The 26,298-nt window shown below is 29.4% G+C and carries 20 protein-coding genes and 2 pseudogenes; 13 read left to right on the forward strand and 9 right to left on the reverse strand.

Annotated elements, in window-relative coordinates; translation table 11 throughout:
• A partial coding sequence (locus HNP90_RS02995; RefSeq protein WP_258558935.1) for a nucleotide-binding protein occupies positions 1–140 on the reverse strand: 140 nt, incomplete at its 3' end.
• Between the two features lie 212 nt (positions 141–352).
• The gene (locus HNP90_RS03000; protein ID WP_258558906.1) at positions 353–1,159 is read right to left on the reverse strand and encodes a class I SAM-dependent methyltransferase; all 807 of its coding nucleotides are present in this window, start codon (positions 1,157–1,159) and stop codon (positions 353–355) included.
• A gap of 1,019 nt (positions 1,160–2,178) precedes the next feature.
• On the opposite strand from HNP90_RS03000, the pseudogene HNP90_RS09475 reads away from it, so the two are divergent.
• A pseudogene (locus HNP90_RS09475) lies at positions 2,179–2,459 on the forward strand (GNAT family N-acetyltransferase); the annotation flags it as partial.
• A gap of 40 nt (positions 2,460–2,499) precedes the next feature.
• Here HNP90_RS09475 and HNP90_RS03010 read toward each other — a convergent pair.
• Positions 2,500–4,284 (reverse strand): KamA family radical SAM protein, encoded by a 1,785-nt coding sequence (locus HNP90_RS03010; RefSeq protein ID WP_011868375.1) that lies wholly within the window; start codon positions 4,282–4,284, stop codon positions 2,500–2,502.
• Positions 4,285–5,146: 862 nt separating this feature from the next.
• On the opposite strand from HNP90_RS03010, the gene HNP90_RS03015 reads away from it, so the two are divergent.
• Positions 5,147–6,109: a calcium/sodium antiporter gene (locus HNP90_RS03015; protein WP_012068292.1), complete on the forward strand. Its 963-nt coding sequence runs from the start codon at positions 5,147–5,149 to the stop codon at positions 6,107–6,109.
• Between the two features lie 373 nt (positions 6,110–6,482).
• On the opposite strand, the gene HNP90_RS03020 is transcribed toward HNP90_RS03015, so the two are convergent.
• On the reverse strand, positions 6,483–7,115 hold the full coding sequence (locus HNP90_RS03020; protein WP_012068293.1) for a flavodoxin family protein: 633 nt from the start codon (positions 7,113–7,115) through the stop codon (positions 6,483–6,485).
• A 1,181-nt stretch (positions 7,116–8,296) separates the two neighbouring features.
• Here HNP90_RS03020 and HNP90_RS03025 point away from each other — a divergent pair.
• The 3 genes from HNP90_RS03025 (at position 8,297) to HNP90_RS09410 (ending at position 11,050) form a co-directional block, all read left to right on the forward strand.
• Complete coding sequence (locus tag HNP90_RS03025) at positions 8,297–9,856, forward strand: RNA-binding domain-containing protein (protein ID WP_012068294.1); 1,560 nt, start codon at positions 8,297–8,299, stop codon at positions 9,854–9,856.
• Positions 9,857–10,556: 700 nt separating this feature from the next.
• Positions 10,557–10,805, forward strand: coding sequence for a MarR family transcriptional regulator (locus tag HNP90_RS09405; RefSeq protein ID WP_258558907.1), 249 nt, complete (start codon positions 10,557–10,559; stop codon positions 10,803–10,805).
• A gap of 23 nt (positions 10,806–10,828) precedes the next feature.
• Positions 10,829–11,050: a hypothetical protein gene (locus tag HNP90_RS09410; protein ID WP_258558908.1), complete on the forward strand. Its 222-nt coding sequence runs from the start codon at positions 10,829–10,831 to the stop codon at positions 11,048–11,050.
• Positions 11,051–11,619: 569 nt separating this feature from the next.
• On the opposite strand, the gene HNP90_RS03035 is transcribed toward HNP90_RS09410, so the two are convergent.
• Both HNP90_RS03035 and HNP90_RS03040 read right to left on the reverse strand, forming a co-directional pair.
• Positions 11,620–12,108 carry a hypothetical protein gene (locus tag HNP90_RS03035; RefSeq protein ID WP_012068295.1) on the reverse strand — a complete coding sequence of 163 codons (489 nt, stop codon included), beginning with the start codon at positions 12,106–12,108 and terminating at the stop codon, positions 11,620–11,622.
• 31 nt (positions 12,109–12,139) lie between these two features.
• Entirely contained in the window at positions 12,140–14,329 is a 2,190-nt protein-coding gene (locus HNP90_RS03040) for a methyl-accepting chemotaxis protein (protein WP_012068296.1), read from the reverse strand.
• Positions 14,330–14,583: 254 nt separating this feature from the next.
• Between HNP90_RS03040 and HNP90_RS03045 the strand changes: the two genes are divergently transcribed.
• Entirely contained in the window at positions 14,584–15,081 is a 498-nt protein-coding gene (locus HNP90_RS03045; RefSeq protein ID WP_012068297.1) for a MarR family winged helix-turn-helix transcriptional regulator, read from the forward strand.
• A gap of 517 nt (positions 15,082–15,598) precedes the next feature.
• On the opposite strand, the gene HNP90_RS03050 is transcribed toward HNP90_RS03045, so the two are convergent.
• Entirely contained in the window at positions 15,599–16,237 is a 639-nt protein-coding gene (locus tag HNP90_RS03050) for a GNAT family N-acetyltransferase (protein ID WP_012068298.1), read from the reverse strand.
• A 793-nt stretch (positions 16,238–17,030) separates the two neighbouring features.
• Between HNP90_RS03050 and HNP90_RS03055 the strand changes: the two genes are divergently transcribed.
• From HNP90_RS03055 to HNP90_RS03070, 4 genes are all read left to right on the forward strand, one after another.
• Positions 17,031–18,224 (forward strand): ABC transporter permease, encoded by a 1,194-nt coding sequence (locus tag HNP90_RS03055; protein ID WP_012068299.1) that lies wholly within the window; start codon positions 17,031–17,033, stop codon positions 18,222–18,224.
• Positions 18,225–18,269: 45 nt separating this feature from the next.
• Complete coding sequence (locus HNP90_RS03060; RefSeq protein ID WP_012068300.1) at positions 18,270–19,106, forward strand: DUF6544 family protein; 837 nt, start codon at positions 18,270–18,272, stop codon at positions 19,104–19,106.
• Between the two features lie 81 nt (positions 19,107–19,187).
• Positions 19,188–19,664: a pyridoxamine 5'-phosphate oxidase family protein gene (locus HNP90_RS03065; RefSeq protein WP_012068301.1), complete on the forward strand. Its 477-nt coding sequence runs from the start codon at positions 19,188–19,190 to the stop codon at positions 19,662–19,664.
• Positions 19,665–19,730: 66 nt separating this feature from the next.
• Complete coding sequence (locus HNP90_RS03070; protein ID WP_309500990.1) at positions 19,731–21,419, forward strand: cation:proton antiporter; 1,689 nt, start codon at positions 19,731–19,733, stop codon at positions 21,417–21,419.
• 173 nt (positions 21,420–21,592) lie between these two features.
• On the opposite strand, the gene HNP90_RS03075 is transcribed toward HNP90_RS03070, so the two are convergent.
• Both HNP90_RS03075 and HNP90_RS03080 read right to left on the reverse strand, forming a co-directional pair.
• Positions 21,593–22,939 (reverse strand): MATE family efflux transporter, encoded by a 1,347-nt coding sequence (locus HNP90_RS03075; RefSeq protein WP_012068303.1) that lies wholly within the window; start codon positions 22,937–22,939, stop codon positions 21,593–21,595.
• 510 nt (positions 22,940–23,449) lie between these two features.
• Positions 23,450–23,674, reverse strand: coding sequence for a hypothetical protein (locus HNP90_RS03080; RefSeq protein WP_011977564.1), 225 nt, complete (start codon positions 23,672–23,674; stop codon positions 23,450–23,452).
• Positions 23,675–23,842: 168 nt separating this feature from the next.
• Between HNP90_RS03080 and HNP90_RS03085 the strand changes: the two are divergent.
• The 3 genes and pseudogenes from HNP90_RS03085 to HNP90_RS03095 form a co-directional block, all read left to right on the forward strand.
• Positions 23,843–24,169 (forward strand): annotated as a pseudogene (locus HNP90_RS03085) (sodium:calcium antiporter); the annotation flags it as partial.
• Positions 24,170–25,075: 906 nt separating this feature from the next.
• Positions 25,076–25,366: a WYL domain-containing protein gene (locus HNP90_RS03090; protein ID WP_012068306.1), complete on the forward strand. Its 291-nt coding sequence runs from the start codon at positions 25,076–25,078 to the stop codon at positions 25,364–25,366.
• Positions 25,367–25,429: 63 nt separating this feature from the next.
• Complete coding sequence (locus HNP90_RS03095; RefSeq protein WP_181486634.1) at positions 25,430–25,723, forward strand: hypothetical protein; 294 nt, start codon at positions 25,430–25,432, stop codon at positions 25,721–25,723.
• Positions 25,724–26,298: the final 575 nt, after the last annotated feature.

Genomic DNA, 26,298 nt, shown 5'->3' on the forward strand with positions numbered 1-26,298 from the left:
AAGTTGGATTCATCAGAATCTACAATTAAAACCTTTTTTCCCTGTTCTTCAATCTTTTGAGCCATTAATGTAATCAAAGTACTTTTTCCGCAACCGCCACGGCCGCAAATAACCATTTTAGGCATAATTTTAACCTCCAAATTTACGAATACTGCTGGTTAATGCTTAGTATAAACAACTATATAAATCATACATATTTAATATAAAGTATTATTTAATACTTATAAAAATATATTTAAGTAATATGAACATACTCATTATACAGTTGGTTTAGGTTATCAAACGATTCATCTTACCAAAAACAGCAGCATTTGCCATATTCCAGTGATTTCATAAAAAATACTTATCTTTTTTATTTCAAAACTGCATGGATGTATGAGACATTGTTTTTCTCCCATGCTTCTACACTATAACCTGCTTCCAAAAACAGTGCTTTCCAGTCTTCTGGACCCCTTTGCACACCATGAAAATGATCAATTGGCTCCACTGCAAATACTTCACCGGATGGTTTTAAAACCCGTTTAATATCTTGCAATGCTTTTGCTACGTCATCAAGATGATGCAACATAAAAAAACAGGTAACTGTATCGAAGTATTCATCTTCAAAAGGTAATTCATAGGCGCTGGCTACAGCAAAATGTGTATTGGTTACGCCTTCAATTTTTGCATTTAATTTGCACTGTTCTATTGAACCATCAATGATGTCTACCCCATATATTATAGATTCTGGCTTTGCTTTAGCCATATTTATTGCAAGAGATCCAATACCACAGCCTACGTCAAGTATATTCTTTCCGTTCAGTGATGGAAGAAGACTGTTGAATGCTTCCATTTTCCGGGGTTCCATAGAAGTTTGTGGAAACTTTGCTTCTTTAATTTGATCAAAAGAAGTATATGGTAAAATACTATAGATGCGGGCACCATTTTCAGCCATTAACCCCCTTACATAATGCATATCTCCTTCTTTTTGAATGTAGCTTACAACTGAAACTCCAAGACTATTACAAAACCTTTTATTTAGTTCTTCTATGTTTTTATGAAACTTTGTTTTCAGAGGGTCATGTATTACCATATAATGTGAGTATTTATCGGTAAAAATTTCGTCTTCTGCACCCGTAATTTCAATACCGCTTATTGCCTGTCTCCATAAATGCGGCATTTTTAGGTTATCTTCTGTGGTATGGTTATGAACTTTTCCGATATTTTCCATTTGATTCACCGTTACTTAGTTTATAAGACATTATTTTTTCTCATTTCAGATATTGCGATAAATAATGCAAAAATTAGTCCAAAAATCAAAAATCAATATCTTAGTTATTAAAAAAAGAATATTTAATAATACCGATTAAGTTTGATCCATTAATTTGTTTTGAAACATTATCATTATCCTGCAAGTTCTAAAATCTAGCCTAAATTACGTTTATTAGTTTTAATCGCCCTGCCGGGTAAAATTTAAGAGTTTGATCTAGATTTTAAATATCAATACACTAAAAAACAGAGTTTTTTGTGTTAATAAATCTTTGATTTATATAATATATCAAAATGTAATGAATTGATAGTTAATTACCAAATGGATAAATTTTAAAAAAGTAAAAAAAGACTTTTGAAAACCCATACACTCCCCCCGAATGTAAAAAGGTTCCAGTATCGGTGCGTGAAATTAGGTCAAGAAAGTATATTTCTATTCCAAAAGGTGTTCCACAGTTATAGAAATTTCTATGTCAGCCCCCCGAAAAATTAAGTTTCGGGTAATATAATTTCTAAAATTCGCAGTATTTAACGATTACGGCAAAATAAACGATAAAAACCTGTTAAAATTGATTTAAAAAAATATTTGGTTCAGATGGATAATTTATTAAAAAATTGCTTCAAATTCTGGTAATTTACCATATTAATTTCATGCCAATTGAGTTTTCAAAAGTAGGCTGAGTTTTGAAAACCTAGCGATTTCTCGCCAAAATTAACTCTGAAATTACGAATATAAAAAGTTGATTTTGTTTCGTGAATATGGATTAACTGATTTAAAAAAGCGTTATGATCTGCCCCAAAACAAGATTTTTCTAGACTGGATATGGGATATGAATCTAGAAAACTCCAATTCTGAAACCTTGTATTTTAGTGTCCCTTTGGGCACCATTCAATTCAGGGTATGGCGATTCTTGCCATTATACATTATTTGAAATGGATCTTAAAAATAAATGTGTGGAAATGACTGATTTTGCAGTTCTTCCAGAGTATCGAAAACAGGGGCTTTCAGAGTATTTATTGTATTTAATGGAAAAAATAATGAAATATACTGATTTAGGGTGTTTTACACAATTTCACGGAGTTTATCTTACGGAATGAATATTACATTTAAAAAAATGGGCTATATCTACGGCGGAACTGCGGTAAATAATACAAACATCTGTGGAAAGTTTGAAGACATGAATTTATGGTATAAGGTCGTAGAAGAGTAATTTACAACTTATTTTTAATAAAAAAAAGGATTTGAAAAATTTAAAAATAATACCATATAGACTGGTAATCTTCTATTTTTTCACCCCGTCTTTTTAATTCATTGAGATAATTTTGAATAGGAACATCTTTATAGATATAAGTTTTAGTAAGCGCTATATTTTTCTCCCATGGGTGAAACTCGTAAACTCTACTCCCATCTTTTAAAATCATTATTAAATCATGATCCTGATAAAAATTCAAATTATTTTTACCGAGTTTAGGTACATTGAAAACTGTGCTATCGGTTCTACAGTATCCTGGAAGTAACCTTGCTTCTTCCTTTCTCTCTTGAAGTGCTCTTGCTATTGGAACTCTATAATTTACGGTTTCTTCCTTTCCTTTTGTATTAAACAAGTAGTAAGGTTCAATTCCGACAAGTTTTAAGGCTTTTCTAAGAGCTGAAGTTTCAAATCGTCTGCTGTTTTCGACAGTAAATACTTGCTGATTATATACATATATTCCATTATTTTTTAATTTTGATACGGCATCTTTTAAGTCTTTTGTAACTTCATAGACGTGTTCTATGTGAGTAGATACTGCAACTTCACGAATACCTGGTTCATTGTAATGTCCAAGTACTTCTGTAAATTCATCAGTTATTCTTTGAGGGAGAACCACAGGCGTTCTTGTTCCAATTCTTATTCGCTCTAAATGTTTAATTTCCGAAAATTCGGATAAAAGGTATGCTAAGTATTCTTCACTTAATATTCCGGGGTCACCCCCTGTTAAAAGTACTTCTTTAATGGATTCATTATTTCTAAACCATTCGATTGCATTTTCAACAGATTCTTTTTTTGCCAGTGCATTTTTTGAAAATACGTCTTTAATTTGCCAATTTCTTTGACAATAAACACATATTTGGGCACATGTTTCATATGGTTTCATTATCGCAATCATTGGATATCGTCTTGTTACAAGGTCAACTGGCGATGTATCCGTTTCACCCATAAAATCGAGACTTTCTCCGGAATTTCTAGCTTCAGCTGTTTTTTCGACATAATTTAGAGGTGGAATCACCTGCGCCCTTACTGCGTGATCATATTTCCTGTCAGTCGTGTTATCCATTAAAGAAACATAATACGGCGTTATACCAAAAGGAATATTATTTTGACGAGCTTTTTCAATCGCATTTTTTTCAGAAACTGAAAGAGCCACTAAATTTTCTAAAGTTTTCGAATTTATAACAACATTTTCAAGCTGCCAGTTCCAGTCGTTCCAGTTTTCTTCATTCGCTCCAAAATAATTTAGAATCCTTTTTTTATTTTCTTTTCTTTTTTCAGAAACTTTTTTGGAGAGTCCTGAGGGGTAGCGCCCGATATAATATTCAACCTCGTTAGATAGTTTATCAAGATCTTTTGATCGAAGAACCGCTGAATTTCTACCACTAAATTTAAAAAACTCGGGAAATTTTTCCATATATATCCCAGATTTTCCATTTATTCCTTTTAAAAGGTAGATGAATTCGTTTAAAAATCCTAATGAAATTCCGGAAGTTTCCCCCCGATAAAGTTTCCAAAGAGCAGTTATTGCAGAAAATCCCGCCAATTTTTCATTTTTTGGTGACAGGACATTTTTAAAAGTTTTAATGCATTCCTTCATGTTGATTATTTCGAGTTTTGGAAAAACAGTATTTTCAAAATAAAGCATTTTTTCAATAGAATTTAAGTATTCATATAAATTATGTCTTAAATCGTCGACATCCTTGCTTTTTCTCAAAATATCGTGAAAATTCGGATCTATTTTAAATAAATGCTCCATTTTTGAATTAAAATGGTCGTTTTGCATAGTTATCTCCTCTAATATTTAAAAATGGAGTATCGTTCTTTAAAAGATTTTGTCAAAAATAGAATATATTTCGAGTTAAAAAGTCCCTAATCCTAACATTTATTAAAAGTATTATAAAGTATTTATTGTTAAATTATAACTTTTTTTCTTACCCCTTTTTCTTTTCTTCAAGTTTTTCAATTGTTTTAACTTCTAAATCATGATATTTTTCATTTTTTTTGAAAATACGGCTTAAATTAATTTTCAGTTAGGTCCTCTATATTTTTCTTATACTTCTCACTATCAATTATCAAATCCACATCCTTATACAAAACATGTGCCATAATATTGCCCAAACATATATATTTTCTAAAAAAAGGTAATCACGTTAAAATAGTTTAAATCTGCAAAATTACCTTTCCAATATCCACTGAATTTTTCTCAAAATCCATCCAGTATCGGAAGATTTTCTCAGGATTACAAGATCTTTAACTTTTGAACGTGAAAAGAATTTCCAATATGGCAGGTTACTTTAATCGAAAGTCCACGTTTCAAAAGCCTTTAAAAGCTGTACAGTGCTCAAAGTAAGAGTTGTATCAAAATAAGGTTCAATAAGTGCCATCTTTCAAACCCCCTCCAAAAATAAAAAAAATAATTTCCAATAATAAAACTGTCTTTATAGAATTATAAAAAGAATATTTTAAAATTATTAAATATTGTCCGGATGGGTTAATTTATAAATTTTTTGAAAAATTTTTCAGATTTTAACCTTCATTTGGGAATATATGGACCATTTTAAAAGTTAACTGAATCATTTGGTTTAAGTTATATAATGCTAAATCAAAAATTTTATTAAAGCATGTAATTTGTAAAATGGGGGATTATGTTAGGGTACTTGTTATTGTACATGATATTCGGGGGAATTTTACTTGCATACGGGAGTGACTGGTTTATTGAAGGAAGTACTCGGGTTGCAAAACACTTCAATGTTTCAAATTTTGTAATCGGTGCAACGATTGTCGCATTTGGAACTTCTCTTCCAGAAATTGTAACAAGTAGCGGTGCTGCACTTTCTGGATCTCCAGGGCTTGCTGTTGGAAATGCTATTGGAAGCTGCATTGCAAATATCGGAATTATTTTGGGAATTAGTGTACTGATGTATCCATTAATTATTAAAAAACGGGCAATTATTAAAAATGGAAATATTTATCTTATTGCAACAATATTGCTGGTTATTTTAGGATACAATGGTTTTTCAAGGTTTGACGGATTGATATTATTTCTTTTTATGATTATTTATGTAATATATACGATCAAAACAAGTGAATCCGATGAAGAAGAAATCATTTCAGATATTACTGTTAAAAAGGCTTCGATATTTATTGTAGTTGGCTTACTGGCTGTGATTTTAGGGAGTGATTTATTTATAGAAGGCGCAAAAGGGATCGCAGAATATTTTAACGTTCCTGAAAGTATTATTGGATTCTCACTTGTTGCATTTGGAACTTCGTTACCAGAACTTGCGTCTTCAGTTGCTGCTGCAAAACGAAAACTTGGAAGCATTGTTCTTGGAAATGTAATTGGGAGTAATATTGCAAATACCTGCGTAGCTCTTTCATTTTCCGCAATGATTGTAGATATCCCAAAATACAACGTAGAATTGATGGTAAATACAATAATGGCACTTTTAATAATTTTTACAATGAATCGGGAAAAAATAAAGAAAATGTTGAACTTTAAGAACTTTAGAACAGATTACTTCTCAAAAATAGATAGAATCGATGGTATTTCTTACATCTTGATTTATTTGATATTTTTGGCTTATCTTTTGGGATATATATTTTAATAATGTATGAATTTCTTTTTTCCATTTTTAACCCAACATATTGTTTTGAGTACCCTAAAGTTTAAATAACGCTATTTTCAAAAATTATAATGCCCGAGGTGGGAAAGATCTTGGGAAATGGGGAGTGTCAGGGTCGTTAAACGGTTTCATACACTTTTTAGAACAGTTTAATTTTTTTGGGGATTTTTGAATTGTTCTAGAACTCTTTTAACTTTTTTAGAAAATTTTTCAAAAACTACACGTTTGGACTATTTTAAAATTTAAAATGTAAATGCAATATCTAACATTTTTTTCATTTTGTCAGATTCACTGTTAAAATTATTTTTTTGAAAATTTTGAACAAAAAAATGATCTGTTACTTTTTATTACTTAATTATTGTTTATTATCAGTTTTAATTGATCCTGCAATATTTTTTCTAAGTAGCATATATCTACCAAGTTTCTTTCCTGCATTTTCTGCTTTTTTTATGTTTTCAGGAATTTCATTTACTTTTCCAGCTTCAAATACTTTCAATACTTTTAAATTTTCTATTACTCGATATCCGAGAGCTTCCAAAGGTTTGCTCAATGCCAGTGGCGTAAATCCCATATCTTCTTCTTTTTCCTGTTCGCATACGGAAACAGTAACTGCATATTTTAACCCTAAAACTTCATTCAAAGGTATCCATACGGACCGATCATCCGAATCAAATATTTCATAACAATAAAGTCTATCCAGGAATGCCTTTGTTTCAGCAGTAATATTGTAAAAATAGGTGGGCGATCCGATTACTATTGCGTCAGTTTCCATGATTTTTTTATATATATCCTGCATATCGTCTTTAAGCACACATTTGTAAGTTTTTCTGCAACCTTCACAGCCATTACAGCTTGAATAGTTATAATCAGATAAAAATAGTTTTTCAGTTTCAATATTCATTTCTTCAAGGGTAGATAATATTTTAGAAACCATTGTTGCGGTATTTCCAGCTTTCCTGTTACTTCCGATAATTCCAAGTACTTTCATGATTTTTCTCCATTTAACTTTTCATATAATAATTATCGAAAAAAACGTATTTAAAAATGCATGAATCAATTAAATAATTTTTAAGACCATTTTTTACTTTTAATTATGGATCCATTCAATGTACCGGTTTTTGAATAAACGGATTCATAACCTCAAATATAATTTAACGTATGTAATTAGAATGAAAACAGGATGATGTACTTAAAAATTTCAAAAATATCTCTGAAAAGTTACCAAAAACGTAAATATTTAAAAAAAGTTATGACTTAGAAATTTAAAGAAATTTGCCCAGATCTGCGAAAATTGGGGCAAATATACTTTTATCATTATTCACGTGGTATCGTTGAATATTTAAAGGTATATTTGTGTATTTCCAAGTTAATACATTAAACAGCACGAATTAATGTATTGGCTTTGAGGAGTTATGTTTAAAAGGTAATTCTAATCCACGAGGTGGATGAAATAATGTGCCCCAAAATCTAGAAAATTTAAACTCATAACATATTGATTCGTTCTAGACTTCAAGGAACTTAGATAAAAATTGATTTTGAACTATATAAATGCTTTGTGTAGGCATTGTGTTTATGAACTTTTGGCTTTGATAAATTATTTTACCCTAATTTAATATCTATTGAAAACATTTGCATTTTCATGTATGGGGCCGTAAATTAATTTTAAAACTTGGGAAAACTGAATTCTCCCAAAATTTAAAAATCGTGTTGAAAATAATTTAATTCCCCAATTAAATTACAATCCACATCCAAAATCCAACGTAAATCATATAACCTATCCCCCTATTAAATGGTCTGTTCAGGATCAATGGGAAAATACTTTCCCGATAATATATATCAATGATCCGTATTATCATTTTTCTAATTAAATTTTCAAATACAACGTTATTCAAAAATCCCGTAATCAAAGTATTTCAAAAATCTAATAACGCCCATATGAGGATAATACTCCAACATTTTCGATTTTTTGTTAAATTAATTTAGTGAGTATTTAAACCTTAAGAATGGTTAATTAATCGAATATCCGAAAATTGATTAAAAATAGTTTGATTTATTCTATAAATTTCGTTTTTTACTATTAAATCGACATTAAAAGAAGACTTTTTATATATTCATTAAAATAATAGATTTTAAGATTTAATAAGTGGAATACTTTTGGAGACTTAAAAAATGCTGCCTATTCCAATATCTCAATTACTTGAAACTAATTTAATCGAAGAAGAACGGTTAGAATTAAAACAGGGATTTAATCCCGAGGATATTATACATACAATGTGTGCATTTGCAAATGATTTTAACAATTGGGGCGGCGGATACATTATAATCGGGATTCACGACAAAACAAAAGAAGTTATCGGAGTAAATCCTTCTGAAATTGATACTATTTTGAAAAAAATGATTGGATTATCCAATAAAATCCATTATCCATATTTTCCAGTAGTAGAACCCATAATTTACAAAAATAAGACAATATTGGTTATAGCCTGCCCGGGAGGTCCTGCAAGACCATATAAGGCACCAACAAGTCTCGGTAAAAATTCAGAATATAAATATTACATCAGGCGAAACTCATCAACTGTTATCGCAAAACATGAAGATGAAAAAGAATTAATTGGGATGTCTAATCAAATTCCATATGATGATCAGATAAACCATAAAGCGTCAATTAATGATTTAAATTTACATTTAATTAAACAATATTTAAAAGAAATAAATTCTAATCTCGATCCAGAAATTTTGAAATTTGAAGAGTTATGTAAAAGCCTAAATATTGTTGACGGACCAAAAGAATATTTGAAACCAAAAAACATTGGTTTACTGCTTTTTTCAACAGATCCTAAAAAATTCATCAAAACACCGTGGATTGAAGTTACTGTATTTTACGATGAAATTGGCGATAAATTTGATGAAGATGTGTTTGATGGAGATTTGGTTTCACAGATACGGCTTTCACTAAATTATATAAAAAGCATAGCAATTCGTGAAAGAGTTCAAAAAATCCCGGGAATCGCAGAATCAAAACGAATTTATTCTTATCCCTTTGAAGCAATTGAAGAAGCACTCGTAAATGCAGTATATCATAAAAGTTACGAAATCGATGCACCAATTGAAATTAGAATTGAAACGGATCGAATTGATATAATAAGTTATCCTGGGCCGCTCCCACCACTGAATAAATATAATCTTAATGATGATATTGTTATTTCTAAACGATATAGAAATAGGCGAATTGGTGACTTTTTAAAAGAATTTAAACTTACAGAAGGTAAAAATACAGGTTTTAGAAAGATAAAATATGCTTTAAAAAACAATGGATCCCCGGAACCTGAATTTATAACTGATGATGAAAGAACACAATTTATCGCCCGGCTAAGAATTCATCCAGAATTTATTGAGGATGTAAAAAAGACCCAAGTCAAGACCCAAGTCAAGACCCAAGTCAAGACCCAAGTCAAGACCCAAGTCAAGACCCAAGTCAAGACCCAAGTCAAGACCCAGGCTGAAGATGAAATACTACTCGTATTAAAAGATATTGAAATGTCGAGTTCGGAAATATTGTCTGAAATAGGGTTGAAGTCTAGAACTAAACGATTCAAACAGGCAATTTCAAATTTATTGGAAAATAACTTAATTGAATTAACAATTCCTGATAAAATAACAAGTTCAAAACAAAAATATCGAATTACTAAAAAAGGTTTAAAATTATTGAATGATCTATCAAATGGATAATTAATTTATAAATTTTCACAAGGAATAATCGTTTGAATTTAAGGGCCCATTCAGTCTAAACTTAAAATTTAACTAAAATATATTTATAGTTTCAAAACAAGTCTATATTTGTACATAACTAGTGATATCCAGCATTCTGTCGGTAACCCGTAATCCGACTAATAAAATGCGGGCCGGATCTTTCTGTCGGTAACCCGTAATCCGACTAATAAAATGCGGGTCGGAGCTGGATATCACAACATATTTACTAATCAGGATAAATCATGATAGTATCAGAAAACTATTTTTATACCGTTAAAGACGAGTTTTTCACAGATTATAAAAATTTTCTAAATTGTCAGTTTATGGACAATAAATTAGAATGTAGGTCTTTTTACTATCCTTTGAAGATAAAAAAACAGGATTACCTTGGTTAATTCCGTTATCTACTAAAATCAAAACATATGAACCTAAGATAGAACGTTAAGTAGAAAAAAGAGGGTTTTGTGACGGATATCACATTATACGAAATAAAGATGGTTCAATATATAAAATAGGTGGTCAAGAGGGCGTTTTTTTAATTTTAAAAATGTTTCCCATAACAAAAAATATTTTAAAGTAATTATTTTAAAATAGCAATTCAAAAGTACTTTATAAAACCAGCATATATTGATCAAGATATATTGAAAAATATATGTGATAGTTATTGTAGGTTTGAACTATGGAATTGGTAAATGATACTTGTAAGATATGGGAATATATGTATGCAGTTTCAAGAGATTACTTATATCAAGGAATTCCGAAAAAAGAATTTTTAGAAATCAGCATGAGTGATAAAATTTATCTTGAGACAGTGTATTATATGGAAAATCCTAAAATTTCCGAAATTGCAGAAAAATTACACCATACAAGTACTGCAATTACGAATATGACTAAAAAATTAGAAAAAAAGGGTATGTTAAAAGAATAAAATCAGATGGGGATAAGAGGGAAGTGAGGGTTGAATTAACAAAAAAAGGAAATTATTTATTTCTTTGGAAAGAAGAAATGCATATCCAAACTTCAAAAGAAATAAAAGAACTTTTGAGCCCCGAAGAATTTGAAAATTTTAAATATGTACTTGGAAAAATTTCAAAAGACTTTGAAAATAAATTAGATGTTATTTACGATCAGAACAAAAATATCAATAAATCGGATTGGCCACCAATAATTTAAGTTTTTTAATATACATTTTAAAAAATCTCTTTTTAATTTATAATTATTGTAAAAAAAGTGTTTTTATGCCCCAAATTTAAACTTGATACGTTTAATGTTACTTGGAGAGTAAACAAATGTCACAATTAATTTTAAAATTTCTTTAAAATTCATTATCGTTAGATTAATTGGATACATAAAAACATTATTATCATTGATATATATAGTATATAAATAATAGCAATTTAATCGGAAACATAAATTATAAATATAGTTTTTTTATTTCTATTTTTTCGATTAGTGTTAGAATAACAATATTAAAAAAGCATTAAATCAGATTAATATAAAGTTCTGGAAAAGTTGTTCCGTTAATTCAATTGGGGTTGGATATTCATCTTTTTCCAGAACTTTTCCCACAATAATTCAATAGGTGTTAATTAAATACCACATTAACGGAACTATTTTTAATATATATTACTAATATATAAGTTTTTCGGAATTTAAAGAGTTTTTAAAGGTTATTTTGATAAATGGAGTATTATCTAGAAGTATATATTCAAAAAAATAGAATTTATTTCTAAAATATAAATTTAGAAATCAAATATTCCCAATTTATTTGCAACACGTAGCATAACTGCCCCGATTGTATTCATATGGGCGTAATTTGGTATTGGGATAGCATAGATTTTTTTCCATTCCCTATTCTTTTCTTCCAAAAAAATATCATATTTATCAATGGAATATTTTAAAAAATCAGCTTTTCTCCATATGGAATATTTCAAATAGTTTTTTTCGTATTCTCCAGTAAGTTCGTGGCATCCATATTTTTGAAAAACCAAAAATGCTCTTTTTTGTTCTTCATTCAAATTAATACCATTAATTTCTTCTTTTAATAGCTTTATTAACATCAAGGTCAGAAAAACTAGATTTATGTATTCTTTTGGATTTAATTTATCAAATCCTTTCTTTTTACCTTCACAATACGTTTTGAAATATCTCAAAATTTCAGATGAAACAGTAGATGATTTTGTTGAGAGTTCACTAAATCCAAAATTTTCAAAATCAATATTGGAATCCATTTTTTTACCTCTTGAAAAATAAAAAAAGGAATTAAATTTTAAACTGACTTGATTTTTTAGTTACTCGTTCTGCGACATGGGTTACTTCTTCTGCAACACCCCGAATTTCTTCAATGATTGAATTCAATTCTTCAGTTGATGCAGTGACCTCTTCTGCTGTTGCAGTAAACTCTTCTGAGAGTGCAGCAATGTCCTGTGCATTTTTCAAAGCGCCTTCGGTATTGTCTGCAGCACTTTGTGCACCTTTTTTAATTCCGTTTATTTTAATTGCAGCACCATTTACACTTTCTTTTATCCTTAAAAGTGCATCATTTACTTCATCAATTGCAATTACTCCTTTATCGACTTCATCTTTTCCTTTTAATCCTAAATCTATCGTATCTTCAATTCTTTTATTTACTCCGTCAATCGTATGGTTAATATCTTCGACGGATTTTTTAATTTCTTCTGCTAACGCCTTAATTTCGCTTGCAACAACTGCAAATCCTTTTCCCGCATCTCCAGCCCGGGCAGCCTCAATAGAAGCATTTAATGCTAAAAGTCCAGTCTGTTCTGCAATATCTTTGATTAATCCGGTAACATCGTTGATCTTTTTACCATCATCGCCAAGCATATGGATTGCTTTTCCCAGGTCTTCAATTACGTTTGTTATTGATTGCATTCTTGAAATTGCATTTTCAACTTTTTTAACTCCATTTTCAGAGTTTTCTCCGATTTCTTCTGCAGCCTTAACAGTTTCTTCTGCAGCACTATAAACTTCTTTTGCAACGCCGTATGTATTTTCAAGTTGGTCTGATGCTTCCTGTAATTTTGAAGATTGGTCGCTTGACGCTTCTGCAACCTGTGTTGCAGCTTCTGTTACCTGAGTTGCAGTTTCCTCAGCACCTTTAAGTTCATCTTCAACTTTTTGAACCTGTATATTTAGTAAATCGACTTCTTCCCTTAGATCTTTAATTAACTGTGCAACATTTGCAACCGCAGTATTTATTGCTTTTTGAAGGGTATTATTTTCCGTATTTTCATCAGCTCTTGCGGTAAAGTCTCCTTTTGCAACATTATTCATTACATTTGTTACATTATTAAGAAGATTTGCAAGTTCAACCTTATCCATATCCATTGTTTTCATTAAATTCTTAATATTTCCGGCCATTCCGTTGAATGAATCTGAAAGTTCTTGTAATTCATCACCAGTTTTAACATTGGTTTTGTAATCGTAGTTACCATTTCCAAATTCAGAAGTTCCTTTTTTGAGTTCTTCAATTGGTTTTGTAATTTTTCTTCCAGTGTATAGTGCAATCAAAATTGAAAGCAATAAACCCAAAATTGCCACTATTATGATTTGATTTCTAATTCCATTAATAACTGCTAAAAATGGGCCTTCTGGAGTCCCTACAAAAATCATACCGACTACATTTCCATCAATATCTTCTATTGGGGAATATTTTGTAATGTATGACTGACCTAAAACAGTTGCAGTTCCAACGTGTTCCTGGTGATTTAAAGCCTTACCATAAACTTCTTCTGATGCAGTCGTTCCTGTTGCATCTCTTCCATTATTTTGAACAGTTGTGGAAATTCTAACATTTTTAAGGAATATTGTAGCTTCATTTCCAGTAACCTGTTTAACTCTGTCTACCCAGTAATCATCTTTGTTTACGATATCCACAAGTGTTACGGCGCCCACAAGTTTTCCAGAATTGTAAACTGGAGCAACTGCACATATTGCAAGAGCATCGTTTGTGTTATCTACTTTATAATCGCTGTATTTTGAAGCCTCGGCTCCAGAAATTATCAAAAATGAACTTTGAACTCCATTTCCAAGTAATTTCGATACAACGGGTTTTAAGTTAGTTTGAACGTTATCGCTTGATGATATGATATTTCCATATTCATCAGTAAATGCAATTAAATCTACTTCTGAGGATTCTTTCATATTTTCTGCAAAATTGAACAATATTCCATTGTCGTTATTTGAAATTGCATCTGAAACTATATCTAAATTAGCAGTATAATCTGTAGTAGTTTCAAATTCTGACATTATATTGTTTATCGTTTCTTCAAGTATTTTTAAATTAAAATCTACGCTGTTTTCTCCTTGTATTTTCATTTCATTTGATATTTTGTCTGTTGAAACCCCTCCAACAATCATAAGGGGGATTACTGCACAAAGTATCATGAATACAAGTATTTTTGTACCAATTTTTTTAAAACTTATTTTCAAAATTATACACCTAACGTATGGATTTGGGGAATATACTTAATTAATTGTTAATTAACTTTATTCACATTTTTAAATATACCATATATATAAACTTTTTATGTAGGTGACTAAAAAACAGTTTAGATGATTAGTTTAAATTATATTGTTAATAATAAACCTAATATATTTAAAAAAATAGAATAAATTTTAGTTAGGATGATAATACTCGATTTTGACAATATTGTCAAAAAAGCACCACCATTATGGAGTTAATTATGAACATTTTGAAGAACATGGATAAAATATGGGAATTTATGTATATTGCTTCAAGAAACTATCTTTATACAAAAATACCTGAAGAAGAAGTGTCAAATTTTACACTGGCCGATAGAGAATATTTAGAAACAATAAACCGGATGAAAAATCCAAAAATTTCAGAACTTGCAGAAAAAATGGGTTATACAAATGCTGCAATTACAAAAATGACCCAAAAATTAGAAAAAAAAGACTATGTTAAACGAATAAAATCTGAAGAAGATAAAAGGGAAGTAATTATTGAATTAACTGAAAAAGGAAATTTTATGTTCCGCTGGAAAGAAGAAATGAATTTAGCTACGATAGATGAATTTTCAAAAGCATTAACTCCTGAAGAACTTGAAACTCTTGATAAATTATACGAAAAAATTGGAACACACCTGAATAAAAAACTTTCTTTAATTTATTCCCAAAATCCATGTGGAAAAAAAATTGAGGGCAGAATCATTTCATTATAATCTAATTGGGATATAACAAGTATATTTTAATTTAATCAATAGATCCAGTTTTTTTAAAATATTTTCGTTTTTCCTTTTTTAACTCCACATATTGTTTTGATTACCTAAAAAGTTTATAATGTTATTTTTAGAAATTATATTGCATAATGTGGGAAAGATCTTGGGAAACGGGGAGTTTCTTAGGTCGTTAAAACGGTTTCATACCATGTAACAGTTCAATTTTTCGGGGGATTTATGAATTGTTATATATCCTTAACTTTTTTTAAACAATTTTATATGGACTACGTTTAAATTTAAAAAAGTAAATACTCTATCCAACATTTCTGTAATTTTGTTATATCAACTGTTAAAAATTAAGTTTTTAAATAATCAGAATGTAAAAACAATTAATTGCCCAAATTTTCAAAAATAGATTAAAAATAATTTAATTTTTTAAATTTTATTCAATTTTAGTTTAGATAAATAAGTCTTATAAATGACCCCCATTAAACGATGTGTAAGTTGCGGAGTTGTACCTTTATTCATCAAGCATAGATATTGTCATTTCATATTCTAACTGGCTCTCCTGAAATTTCTTTTCTTTGGGAGGAAAAGATTTATCAAATTCATTGACTTCATCATCATTAGCTTCCAATGCCTCTGAAAAAACCACATAACCAGAAATATTATCCAATGCCCCCTCATAAAGAGGCAATGCCAACAATCCTTTATGGAATTTTCCATCAGGCATAGATAAATTGTATTTCTTTCCACTTAGAAATCCATATGGTTCGTAGTGATACGGATACCCCAATGTTAAAATAGCACGATATCCCATTTCCTTTGCAATTTTAATGGAATAGGTTATTAACTTTCTCCCAAGGCCTTTCCCGTGAAATTTTGGAGATATAAAAACAGGTCCAAAACTAATTGTTTTGTATTCGTTATTATCTTTTGATACTATTTTCGAATGGGTATAGAATATACCCCCTACAATCTCGCCATTAACTTCAATTACAAATGAAAGTTCCTTTATAAAATCTACATGTTTTCTCATATTATGGATAACAAAATGTTCATGACACCCTGGAAAATATAAATTCCAAAATGCTTCCCTAGCAATTTCTTCGACTATCCGATAATCTTTTGGATTTTCGTTTCTTATAATTATATCCATAAAAAATCCTCCGTTAATCTCTTTTTAATCCCTATGACGTAATAATTTTAATTTTAAATAATTATTTCAACTTTCATATTTGCATAGGAATATCTGTATTTACGCATAAACACCTTTTCAAATTTAATTTTCAATTTTATAAACAAAATTTACAAAAACACAATGTTTTACGTTTTAAACGAATTTCCATGAAACACGCAATATCTTTATCTGTTATATAACCGTTTTTAGATTACTTTATCGAGTAACCATTATATTTTGTAAGCGTAAGGTGGGTAGACTAAGTCAAATTCCAAAAACCTAGTAAAAAATGAAATCTTTCTGGCGGAAAATTTTTAAATTTGCTAAAAACTGTTGAAATATAATAATATTAAAAAATATCACCAATAAAAACGTAAAATTTAATTCGAAGAGTACAGAATTTGAACCCCTGCTCCCAGTGGAAACTGGATTTCAGAGAATATACTGCGATAAATTTTGTAATGGGGTTTTAATTAATTTTTATGATGTTATACATATAATTTTTATAATTCTCTCGCATAAGTCTTCGATTATGTCTTTTTGATATATCGTTTAAATTCCGACACTTTAAGTTTAAATTTTATCTAGTTAATTCAAAATTTTAAAAATAAATTTAAAAAATCGGCAAACTTAAATTAGCTTTATTTCCATAATACTATATTGGTTTTAAATTATGGACATTTCTACCGATTTTATCGTTCAATGATTATTTAATTAGCATTATTATCGTAACGACACGTCCAATGCTTATTTTCGTAAAAAGGGGTAGCTTATGAAAATAAAAGATATAATATCGTTTGCAGGTCAAAATATAATTCAAAAGAAAACCCAGAGTACGTTAACAATAATTGGCATAGTTATTGGGATACTTGCAATCGTAAGTTTGATATCTTTGGGATACGGCGTTCAAAATTACATAAAAAGTGAGATTACAACTGTTGGTGCCAGTGTAATTTCAATACTTCCATCAAAAGATTTTGGGGGGCCTTCCGCAGGTAAAAACTTTAATGATCGGGATGTATCGGCTATTGAAAATATAAGGGGAATTGATGAAGTTTTGCCAGCTTGGTTTGGAAGTTATTTAATAGAATATTCTGATCAAAAATATTATGGGAGTATTCTTGCAATCAACCCTTCAATATATCAAAAAATATATAGTCAAACTTGGGGTTATGAACTATACCGGGGGCGTTGGATAGAAAATAATGATAAATATTCATGCATGATTGGTTATACGCTTGCAACCAATTCTTTTGATCGTGAAATAGATATTGGGGATAAAATAACAATAAATGATAAAAAATACAAAGTTATCGGGATACTGGAAGAAACAGGAAACCCCCGTGACGACGATGCGGTTGTTTTATCTTATGATATGGGAAGTGAACTTTTCGAAATAGACGATGAATACAACGTAATAACTGTAGTAGTAAAGTCTGGTGAAAATGTAATTTCTATAGCGGATATAATTGAAGAAGAACTCGAAGATTCGAGAGGGGATGAAAATTTTTCAGTATTGACTGCAGAACAGCTTGCAGATTCAATTAACAGTATTTTTAGGGTTTTGACGATATTTTTAGTTGGAGTTTCAAGCATTTCACTATTAGTTGGTGCGGTCGGGATTTCAAACACGATGCATATGAGTATTTTAGAACGAAGAAAAGAAATAGGTATTTTAAAAGCTCTTGGTGCAGAAAATAACACAATATTATCTATATTTGTTATTGAAGCCGGATTTTTAGGGCTTTTTGGTGGGATCATCGGTTCAATTTTGGGTATTTTGATTGCAAAGGCAATTGAATATTTTGCAAAAATTGCAGGATATGGGCTTATCAGGGCATGGATTTCATGGGAATTAATTGTCGGGGTTTTAGTATTTTCATTTGTAGTCGGGGTTTTAAGTGGGTACTTCCCTGCAAGAAGTGGGGCAAAATTGAACCCCGTAGATACATTGAGGGGAGAATAATTAATTTACCGAATTAAAAATTCAAAAATGCGTTTTGGTGAAATCATGCAACTACTATTAAAAATACTGATTTTGGTGGCATTTGTAATTATTTTATCATTAGCGGCATTTGAAAAAAATTCGATAAAAAATACTGAAAATATATGGAATAAACTCGATAAAAAAGCGCTTGAAAATATTTATTTTGATGAAAACCGTTTGAATGAAAATATATCCCCTCTTGCAAAAAAATTCATCAATAATTCGATAAAAAACGGAACTAAAATTCCAAAAACTGCCATTTTAGATATTGAAGGTAAAATGAGAACTAAAATAGATGAAAATGCCCCCTGGAATGACATATCTTCTAATGAAATACTTTCAAAGGACGGTTTTGTATGGAAAGCAGAATTAAAAAGTGGCCCCTTGGTTTTAAAAGGTGCTGATTATTATTTTGAAAATAATTCTGAAATAAATTTTGCACTTTATGGATTAATCCCTGTTGTAAAAGAATCTAACACTGATATAACCAAATCTGCACGTGGAAGGCTAGCAATAGAGCTAATTGTTTGGAATCCATGGGAAATAATGAATAATAAAAATACTGAATTTAAAGACGTTGATTCTGAAACTTTTTCAGTATCTTTTGAAATTGATGGTGAAACAATAACAGTTTATCTAAAAATTGACGATGAAGGTAATTTAAAAGAAGTTTATATGAATAGGTGGAATAAATTAGAAAATGGTTCATATGGATATATTCCATTTGGTGGAACAATTTCAAATCAGTTAGAACAGAACGGTTTAAAAATTGCTAAAACACTAAATGTTGGATGGAACTACGGAAGTAGGGAATATGTTCAAACTTTTTATTTTAACTTAACCGCTGCTGAATTTTATTGATTGCCGTATTCATAAAAGAAAATCATATTTACTCCAAAAAACAAAATAACATTATAAACTTTTTTAGATGGGGTGGTTTAAATGATTTTTAAAATACCTACTATGGGTAAAGAAGAATACGATTCACTTGTAAAAGACAGTTACGTGTCAAGAATTGCATTTTTAGGGGATAAATATCCATATATTGCACCATTTCTATACGTTTTTGATGGAAAATATATGTATTTTCTTTCAACGAAATATGGTCGTAAAGTCGAGCTTCTAAAAAATAGCCCTTATGTATCTGTTGAAATTGAAAATTTTTCCAAAGACATGTCTTATTATAGATTTATAACACTTCAGGGAAAAATTGTTCATGAAGAAGATTTTGAAAAAAAGACCGAAGTAAAAAAGAAATTTTTAGAAATGATAAGTTCAAAAAATCTATCAAATTCGGTTCTTGAAGCACTGGGTCAGAATTCAGACGACCCTATTGACTCTTTACTTACGTCAAATAACACACATATTTGGAAATTAACTGAAGTTGAAGATATTGTTGCACTTAAAAATGAAAAATAATCTAATTAAATATATAAACTCATAATTAAAATTTTTCAATAAACGAGGCTAATTTTGGTTCCTGACGTGTTCATTGAGGTTAGTTTGGTAATATTTGTTGCTTTTTTAATATCATTAGTCATGAGGATGCTAAAACAACCCTTAATTATTGGGTACATACTAACAGGAATATTGGTAAGCCCTTATTTTTTGAATATTGTACGATTTGAAGAATCAATATCTACATTGGGCCACTATGGAGTAACTATTTTATTATTTATGGTAGGAATTAGTTTAAATCCTGGATATTTCAAAGAAATTGGTAAAATTTCCGTAATAACGGGACTTGGACAAATAGTATTTACTTTTTCAATCGGATTTTTAATATCTATTTTTTTAGGATATTCTTATATCGAATCAATGTACATTTCAATTGCATTAACATTCAGTAGTACAATAATTATCATGAAATTAATTTCAGATAAGGGAGATATCGATAAATTATACGGTAAAATTTCTATCGGATTTTTAATCGTTCAAGATATTGTTGCAATGGCAATATTGATACTAATCTCTGCATTTAACGTACAATCCGGTGCTGGAGAACTATTATTTCTAATCATATCAAAAATAGTTTTAATTTTAACCGCAATTTATATTTTTACGAAGTATGCTCTTTCAAATTTTATATCATATGCATCCAAAAATCAAGAATTTTTGTTTTTATTTTCCCTAATGTGGTGTTTTACATTAGCTTCCGTATTTCATCTTTTAGGGTTTTCAAGTGAAATCGGAGCTTTGATTGCAGGTATTGTGCTTGCCATGTTTCCAGAACGTTATGAAATAGCTTCAAAAGTGAGGCCCTTGAGAGATTTCTTTTTGATTTTATTTTTTGTAGTTTTAGGGGTCCAAATGACCTTTGAAACGTCAGTATCGTTCCTAATTCCTGCGATAATCCTTTCAATTTTTGTTTTGTTTGGAAACCCAATAATTGTCATGATACTTATGGGAGCTTTTGGATATACGAAAAAAACGGGATTTCTTGCAGGACTTACTGTAGCGCAGATTAGTGAATTTTCATTGATAATTGCGTCACTAGGGCTTAGGAATGGCCATCTTTCACAGGGAATAGTTTCAATGATTACACTTATTGGCATAATCACGATTGCAGGATCCAGCTACTTTATAACATATTCTGAAAAGATATACTCTTTACTTTCAAATTACCTTTCAATATTTGAAAAGAAGACTAAAATATTTGAAAAAGACTTTAAAAATAAAAATACTGGAGAAATAATTCTGTTTGGTGCAGACAGAACTGGTAAAAATATATTAAATGTTATTGAAAATTCAAAAGAAAGATTCTTAATTGTTGATTATAATCCAAAAATCATCAAAGATTTGTCTAAAAGAGGATATAATTCGATATATGGCGATGCATCAAATCTTGAATTGTTGACTGAATTGAATTTTAAAGAATCTAAAATGTTAATTTCTACAATTTCAGATATCGAAACAGACATTCTTTTGATAAAAACAATATTAAAATCAAACCAAAATGCGATTATTATCGTAATTGCGCATAAAATCGAAGATGCGATTAAATTATATGAAGAAGGTGCTAGTTACGTTATAATGCCCCATTTTTTAGGAAGTATTCATGCATCTTTAATGATTCAAAAATACGGGCTAAATATCGAAGAATTTTTAAAAGAAAAAAGTAATCATATGGAATCTTTGAAAAAATCTCAAGAATTATTTAGGCATACAAAATAAACTTTTTTAATATTATTTGAAAAATATATTTTACCAAATTCAAGCAGTTTTTCTTGAAATTCAAAAAACTCCTCTTTTTTTTAACCTCGAAAAAAGAAAGTATCTGATAGCTAATTTCAATTCAGTTATTGTATTAGATATGTTCAATTCAAATTTAAAATAAAAAATAAAAATTATAAAATTTCTTTTTTGAAATCCGATTTAATGAAGATTAACCCACATAATAATGTTAAAACTTCTGCTAGTGGCTGTGAAACCCATATTCCCGTAATTCCAAAATACATCGGTAAAATTACCAACAATGGAACTAAAAATATAGCAGTCCTGCTTAATGAAAGGAAGTTTGAAATCTTACTTTTTCCAGTCGATTGAAAGTAAGTAATTATTAAAAATCCAAGTCCAAATACGGAAAGTCCGTATGCAAAATATTTGAGACCAAATACGGTAGATGAAATTAACGTTAAATCAGTTTTATTGAATAACATTATCGGGATTTTTGGAAATACTGATAATGTAACAAATGAAACAAGTCCAATAATTGCTGTAAGAATTCCTGTTTTTTTTAAAATCTCTTTTACACGTGAATATTCTTTTGCCCCATAATTATAGCTTATTAGTGGCTGAACCCCATTACAAAGTCCCATGTAAACGAGCATTACTAATGCAAAGAGGTAGCTTACAATTCCATATGCTGAAACTTCAAGAGGACTTCCATATTTTAAAAACTGGATTGTGTGAAGCACCATAACTACTGAAGCCGATAATTCAAGAATGAATGGTGAAATTCCAACAGCAATTATGTTTTTAACTATTTCCAGTTCTGATTTTAAATCTTCGAATTTGGATGATAAATCAAGTTTTAAATTCGATTTTCCACCTAAAAAGTGATGCAAATATACTAAAGCTCCAAAAGTTTCCCCAGTTATAGATGCGAGTGCAGCCCCAAACACGCCCCAACCAAAGAAGACAATGAAAATCGCATCAAATACAATATTGAGTATTGCACCCAAAACTACGGTAAACATTGCTTTTTTTGGAAAACCGTCATTTCTAATAACTGGATCTAAACCCACCCTGATCATTATAAAGACACATGCAAGGTATGACACTTGAAGATACGTGTAGGAATATTCAAGTAAATTCCCGGTAATTCCAAATTGAACCAGCAATGGTTTTATTAACGTCAAACCAAGAACTGTGAGAATAATTCCGCCAATTACAATCATGTAAACTACTGTTTTTAGAATTTTTTCTGCTTCTTCTTTCTTTTTGGCACCAAGTTTCATTGAAATATGTGCTGAAGCTCCGATTCCAAACATTATTGCAAAACCCGTCATTACAAAACAGTACGGAATTGCGACAGTTACTGCTGCAATTGCTTCTGGCCCGACAAAATTTCCAAGAAATATTCCATCAACGATTATATATATTCCAAGAACTACAAATCCGATTATTGAGGGTATTGCATATTTTGCAATTAATTTGTTGATATTATCCGTTGATAAATCATCGTTTTTCATTTAAAACACCTTATAAATCTTAAAAAAATTCATACAACGCCGGGACTAAATACATGCTCATTTTAACTATTTATATGTTGATGTTTTGAGGTTAAAAATAGAAAATTATGGGGGTTTGTTTATCGAGTAATTATGAATTAAAAACGATTATATACTCGATATTGGAAAATAGATTAAAAATATATGATTTTTTAAATTAAAAACAGCAAAAATTTAAAATTTTTAAATATTTTTAATTAATAATTCAAATATTGTTAAAATTAAGTAAACCTTATTATGTTGTTCAATATCCAATAATCTTACAGTATTTCCATCAATTTCGTAAACTATGGCATAAGATGATTGAACATTGGCTCGTCTTGATCACTGCATATCACCACGTAGTGGCTTGTAGTGTTCGGGATTTTCCAGAATTTCGCTTACTTTTTTATTTACAGTTTCTATAAATTTTTTTATCACGAGAATGCTTTTTTAGTTTTTTTATCGGCTTTTTTAGAGATTAGTAAGTCATTATTTTAACCCATAGTGTTTGGCAAAATCCTTAACTGGAATAAACTCTCCTTTTCGAATTTCTTCTAATTTTTCAAGGTATTTTGGCCTAACTTCGGATCCTTCGACAACATATTTCATGAAGGTTTCAATCTGTTTACCCATGTTGAGCCCCCTTTCGTCACAATATTCTGAAAATTTTTTAACTACTGTTTCATCAATGCTGTAAGTTCTCTTAACGTTCATAGTATCCCTTTCAAGTTTTATATTTACATGGGACGATATGTATTTACACATAAATACATTTTTTTAAGTTAATACTAATTAAAAAACCATTTTAGTCTACAGGTTTAATTTATATAATGACAAAATGAAAAGTTTATTAATGGAGTTAACTTTTTAAAATGTGGCATTATGTTGGGATATTTTATATTATATCTAATATTTGGGGGTATTTTACTCATATATGGCAGTGAATGGTTCATTGTTGGAAGCATAAGTATTGCAAAACATCTCAAGATTTCAAATTTTGTAATCGGTGCAACAATTGTCGCATTTGGAACGTCACTTCCTGAAATCGTTACAAGTAGCTATGCTGCACTTTCTGGATCCTCTGGCCTTGCAGTTGGAAATGCTGTTGGAAGCTGCATTGCAAATATCGGAATTATTTTGGGAATTAATCTATTATTGTACCCAATAATCATTAAAAAAAGAGAAATCTTAAAAAATAGCCTTCTTTTTTAATTTAACTCAAATTCCCCTCGATAAAATTCATTCAAAATAATTATTCTTCGATAAAATATTAAACTTATTATTATGGTTTTAACATTAAATTGGAAATTAAACCTTTAAATTATTTATCCTCTTTTTTTAAAATTTTAAAATGTGAGATTTAATTTAAATTTCCGAAAAAGATTTTCTGAAAATTGAAAATATATTTCAAGATAAGTTTAATATTTGAACTTTAATGGAAGAACGTTTTAAGTTTAAAGTCTGGTTTTGAATTTAAAGATCAATAACCGAACAATTCCAAAAAATATAAATAAAAGATCTGCAAAGTTTGTTAAGTCCTATTTTGCATATATTGGATTTGTGTGAATCCTCAAGGCTGAAAACATTTTAAAATCTATATTTTACCCCCCGTTAAACAGGACATAATTTATTCAGCTTTTTAAAATTCAGTTTAACCCAACCTTCGGGTTTTTATATTGCCATGTTTAAAAATTTTATTGGCGAGAAACTCGTCAATAATCCCTCATAATGCCTGAACGTAATGTGCCACGTTTAAAGACAAATATTTAGTTTTTTAAAAATTTCTTTTTTTCCTTTTTAACCCCACCTATTGGTTTTAATTAAACATATAAAAAAATATTAATAAGGCAATTTTTAAAAATTATATCGCTGAAGAATTATTTTCTTCAGAACTGAAATCATGCCAATGTAGATGGCTTTTTTGACCTCTTGGAGCATTTTAAATTTTAAAATGTATTTAATCTGCTCCAATTTTTAAAAATCCTTTTAAGTTCTTTTTTACAAGATTATTTCAATTTAACCCAGCATAACAGTTTTGAGTACCTAAAAAGTTTAATAATGCTATTTTTAAAAATTATATTACTAAGGTGAAACCATTTTATCGAGGGGAATTAAATGGTCATAAATACATTAAAAGAAGCAATAAAAAGTAAAAAAATAGTTACTTTTCATTATGGCGGGTTACCGAGGGTGGCCGAACCGCACATGATTGCAATAACAGATACTGGAAAATGGATTCTGAAGGCATTTCAAACATGGACTTTTGAGTCAGAAAACTGGCCTGAATGGAAGTTCTATTCAATTCCAAATATCAAAAATTTAACTTTAATGAATAAATCTTTTGAATCTAAACTAGATTTTGAAAAAAACCAGTTATCTATTGATAAAATAATAATGCAAATCTAAATGAGATTTGATTTTATTTTTTAAATATTTTAAAACGGTTAGTCCAGCTGTTTGAGGGAAAATATGATCAATAATTTTCAAAGGAATATTTTAAATTACCTTTATTTAATGTATAAATCAGGATCTCCAGTATGCGAATTTGGAAATTTTATAACTTATTTTAAAGAATGTAGTCAGGATAAACTAATTAAAAATTTAAAAAAACTCTCAAAAATGAATTTAATTCAAATACAAGGCGATTTAGTTGAAAAACAATTAGATAAAGTTCAAGTTAATTATTCAATTTTCATTAAAATAACCGATTATGGAATAACTAATATTGAATACCCTAAAAAAAGCCCGTGGATAGAGTTTTAAAGTTTATAAAAAAACTAAAAAGTAGTTAATTGTTTATTTTTATGAATTTAACACAATTTATCGTTTGTGCTGATTTTCCTGTTTTTTCTGCTTTTTTGGACCAACTTCTCGCTGGTAACGTGCTATTTTTTGTTGGTGGCGCTCTTTTTGTTCTTCTTGCTTAATTTTTACCATGGGTACTCCTTTTATATCTTTAAAATTAAAAAGTGAAAAAAAAAGTGGGTGGTTTTTGTTAACCTTCTTTCTTTTAATGTCTTAATTTAAAGCAATTTACTTTTTCTGCTGACCCTGTTTTTGTTGCTGTTGGCCTTGTTTTTGCTGACCCTGTTTTTGTTGCTGTTGCTGCTGCTTTTTTGGATCTTGTTTTTTAGTGTCTGGCATATGTATCACCCCTCGTTTTACAATAAATATTTTTAATTCAGACCTATTTAAAATTTATCAGATTTATCGAGTCCTTTTTTAAATTAAACGTATAATTGTAAATTATAATTAATTTAAACTTTAATTATGCTTTTAAAATAGTAAATGGCCGATTTATTTAAATTTCCTAAATTAAAAATTAAAAGTTTAAAATA

Origin of the sequence: Methanococcus maripaludis, assembly GCF_013760955.1 — an archaeon.
Classification (GTDB): domain Archaea; phylum AGJL01; class Methanococci; order Methanococcales; family Methanococcaceae; genus Methanococcus; species Methanococcus maripaludis_A.

Excerpts from the sequence above, each read along its gene's own strand:
- HNP90_RS03000 (WP_258558906.1), bottom strand. The coding sequence starts at position 1,159 with ATGCCGCATTTATGGAGACAGGCAATAAGCGGTATTGAAATTACGGGT.
- HNP90_RS03010 (WP_011868375.1), bottom strand. The coding sequence starts at position 4,284 with ATGCAAAACGACCATTTTAATTCAAAAATGGAGCATTTATTTAAAATA.
- HNP90_RS03015 (WP_012068292.1), top strand. The coding sequence starts at position 5,147 with ATGTTAGGGTACTTGTTATTGTACATGATATTCGGGGGAATTTTACTT.
- HNP90_RS03020 (WP_012068293.1), bottom strand. The coding sequence starts at position 7,115 with ATGAAAGTACTTGGAATTATCGGAAGTAACAGGAAAGCTGGAAATACC.
- HNP90_RS03025 (WP_012068294.1), top strand. The coding sequence starts at position 8,297 with ATGCTGCCTATTCCAATATCTCAATTACTTGAAACTAATTTAATCGAA.
- HNP90_RS09405 (WP_258558907.1), top strand. The coding sequence starts at position 10,557 with ATGGAATTGGTAAATGATACTTGTAAGATATGGGAATATATGTATGCA.
- HNP90_RS03035 (WP_012068295.1), bottom strand. The coding sequence starts at position 12,108 with ATGGATTCCAATATTGATTTTGAAAATTTTGGATTTAGTGAACTCTCA.
- HNP90_RS03045 (WP_012068297.1), top strand. The coding sequence starts at position 14,584 with ATGAACATTTTGAAGAACATGGATAAAATATGGGAATTTATGTATATT.
- HNP90_RS03050 (WP_012068298.1), bottom strand. The coding sequence starts at position 16,237 with ATGGATATAATTATAAGAAACGAAAATCCAAAAGATTATCGGATAGTC.
- HNP90_RS03055 (WP_012068299.1), top strand. The coding sequence starts at position 17,031 with ATGAAAATAAAAGATATAATATCGTTTGCAGGTCAAAATATAATTCAA.
- HNP90_RS03060 (WP_012068300.1), top strand. The coding sequence starts at position 18,270 with ATGCAACTACTATTAAAAATACTGATTTTGGTGGCATTTGTAATTATT.
- HNP90_RS03065 (WP_012068301.1), top strand. The coding sequence starts at position 19,188 with ATGATTTTTAAAATACCTACTATGGGTAAAGAAGAATACGATTCACTT.
- HNP90_RS03075 (WP_012068303.1), bottom strand. The coding sequence starts at position 22,939 with ATGAAAAACGATGATTTATCAACGGATAATATCAACAAATTAATTGCA.
- HNP90_RS03080 (WP_011977564.1), bottom strand. The coding sequence starts at position 23,674 with ATGAACGTTAAGAGAACTTACAGCATTGATGAAACAGTAGTTAAAAAA.
- HNP90_RS03090 (WP_012068306.1), top strand. The coding sequence starts at position 25,076 with ATGGTCATAAATACATTAAAAGAAGCAATAAAAAGTAAAAAAATAGTT.
- HNP90_RS03095 (WP_181486634.1), top strand. The coding sequence starts at position 25,430 with ATGATCAATAATTTTCAAAGGAATATTTTAAATTACCTTTATTTAATG.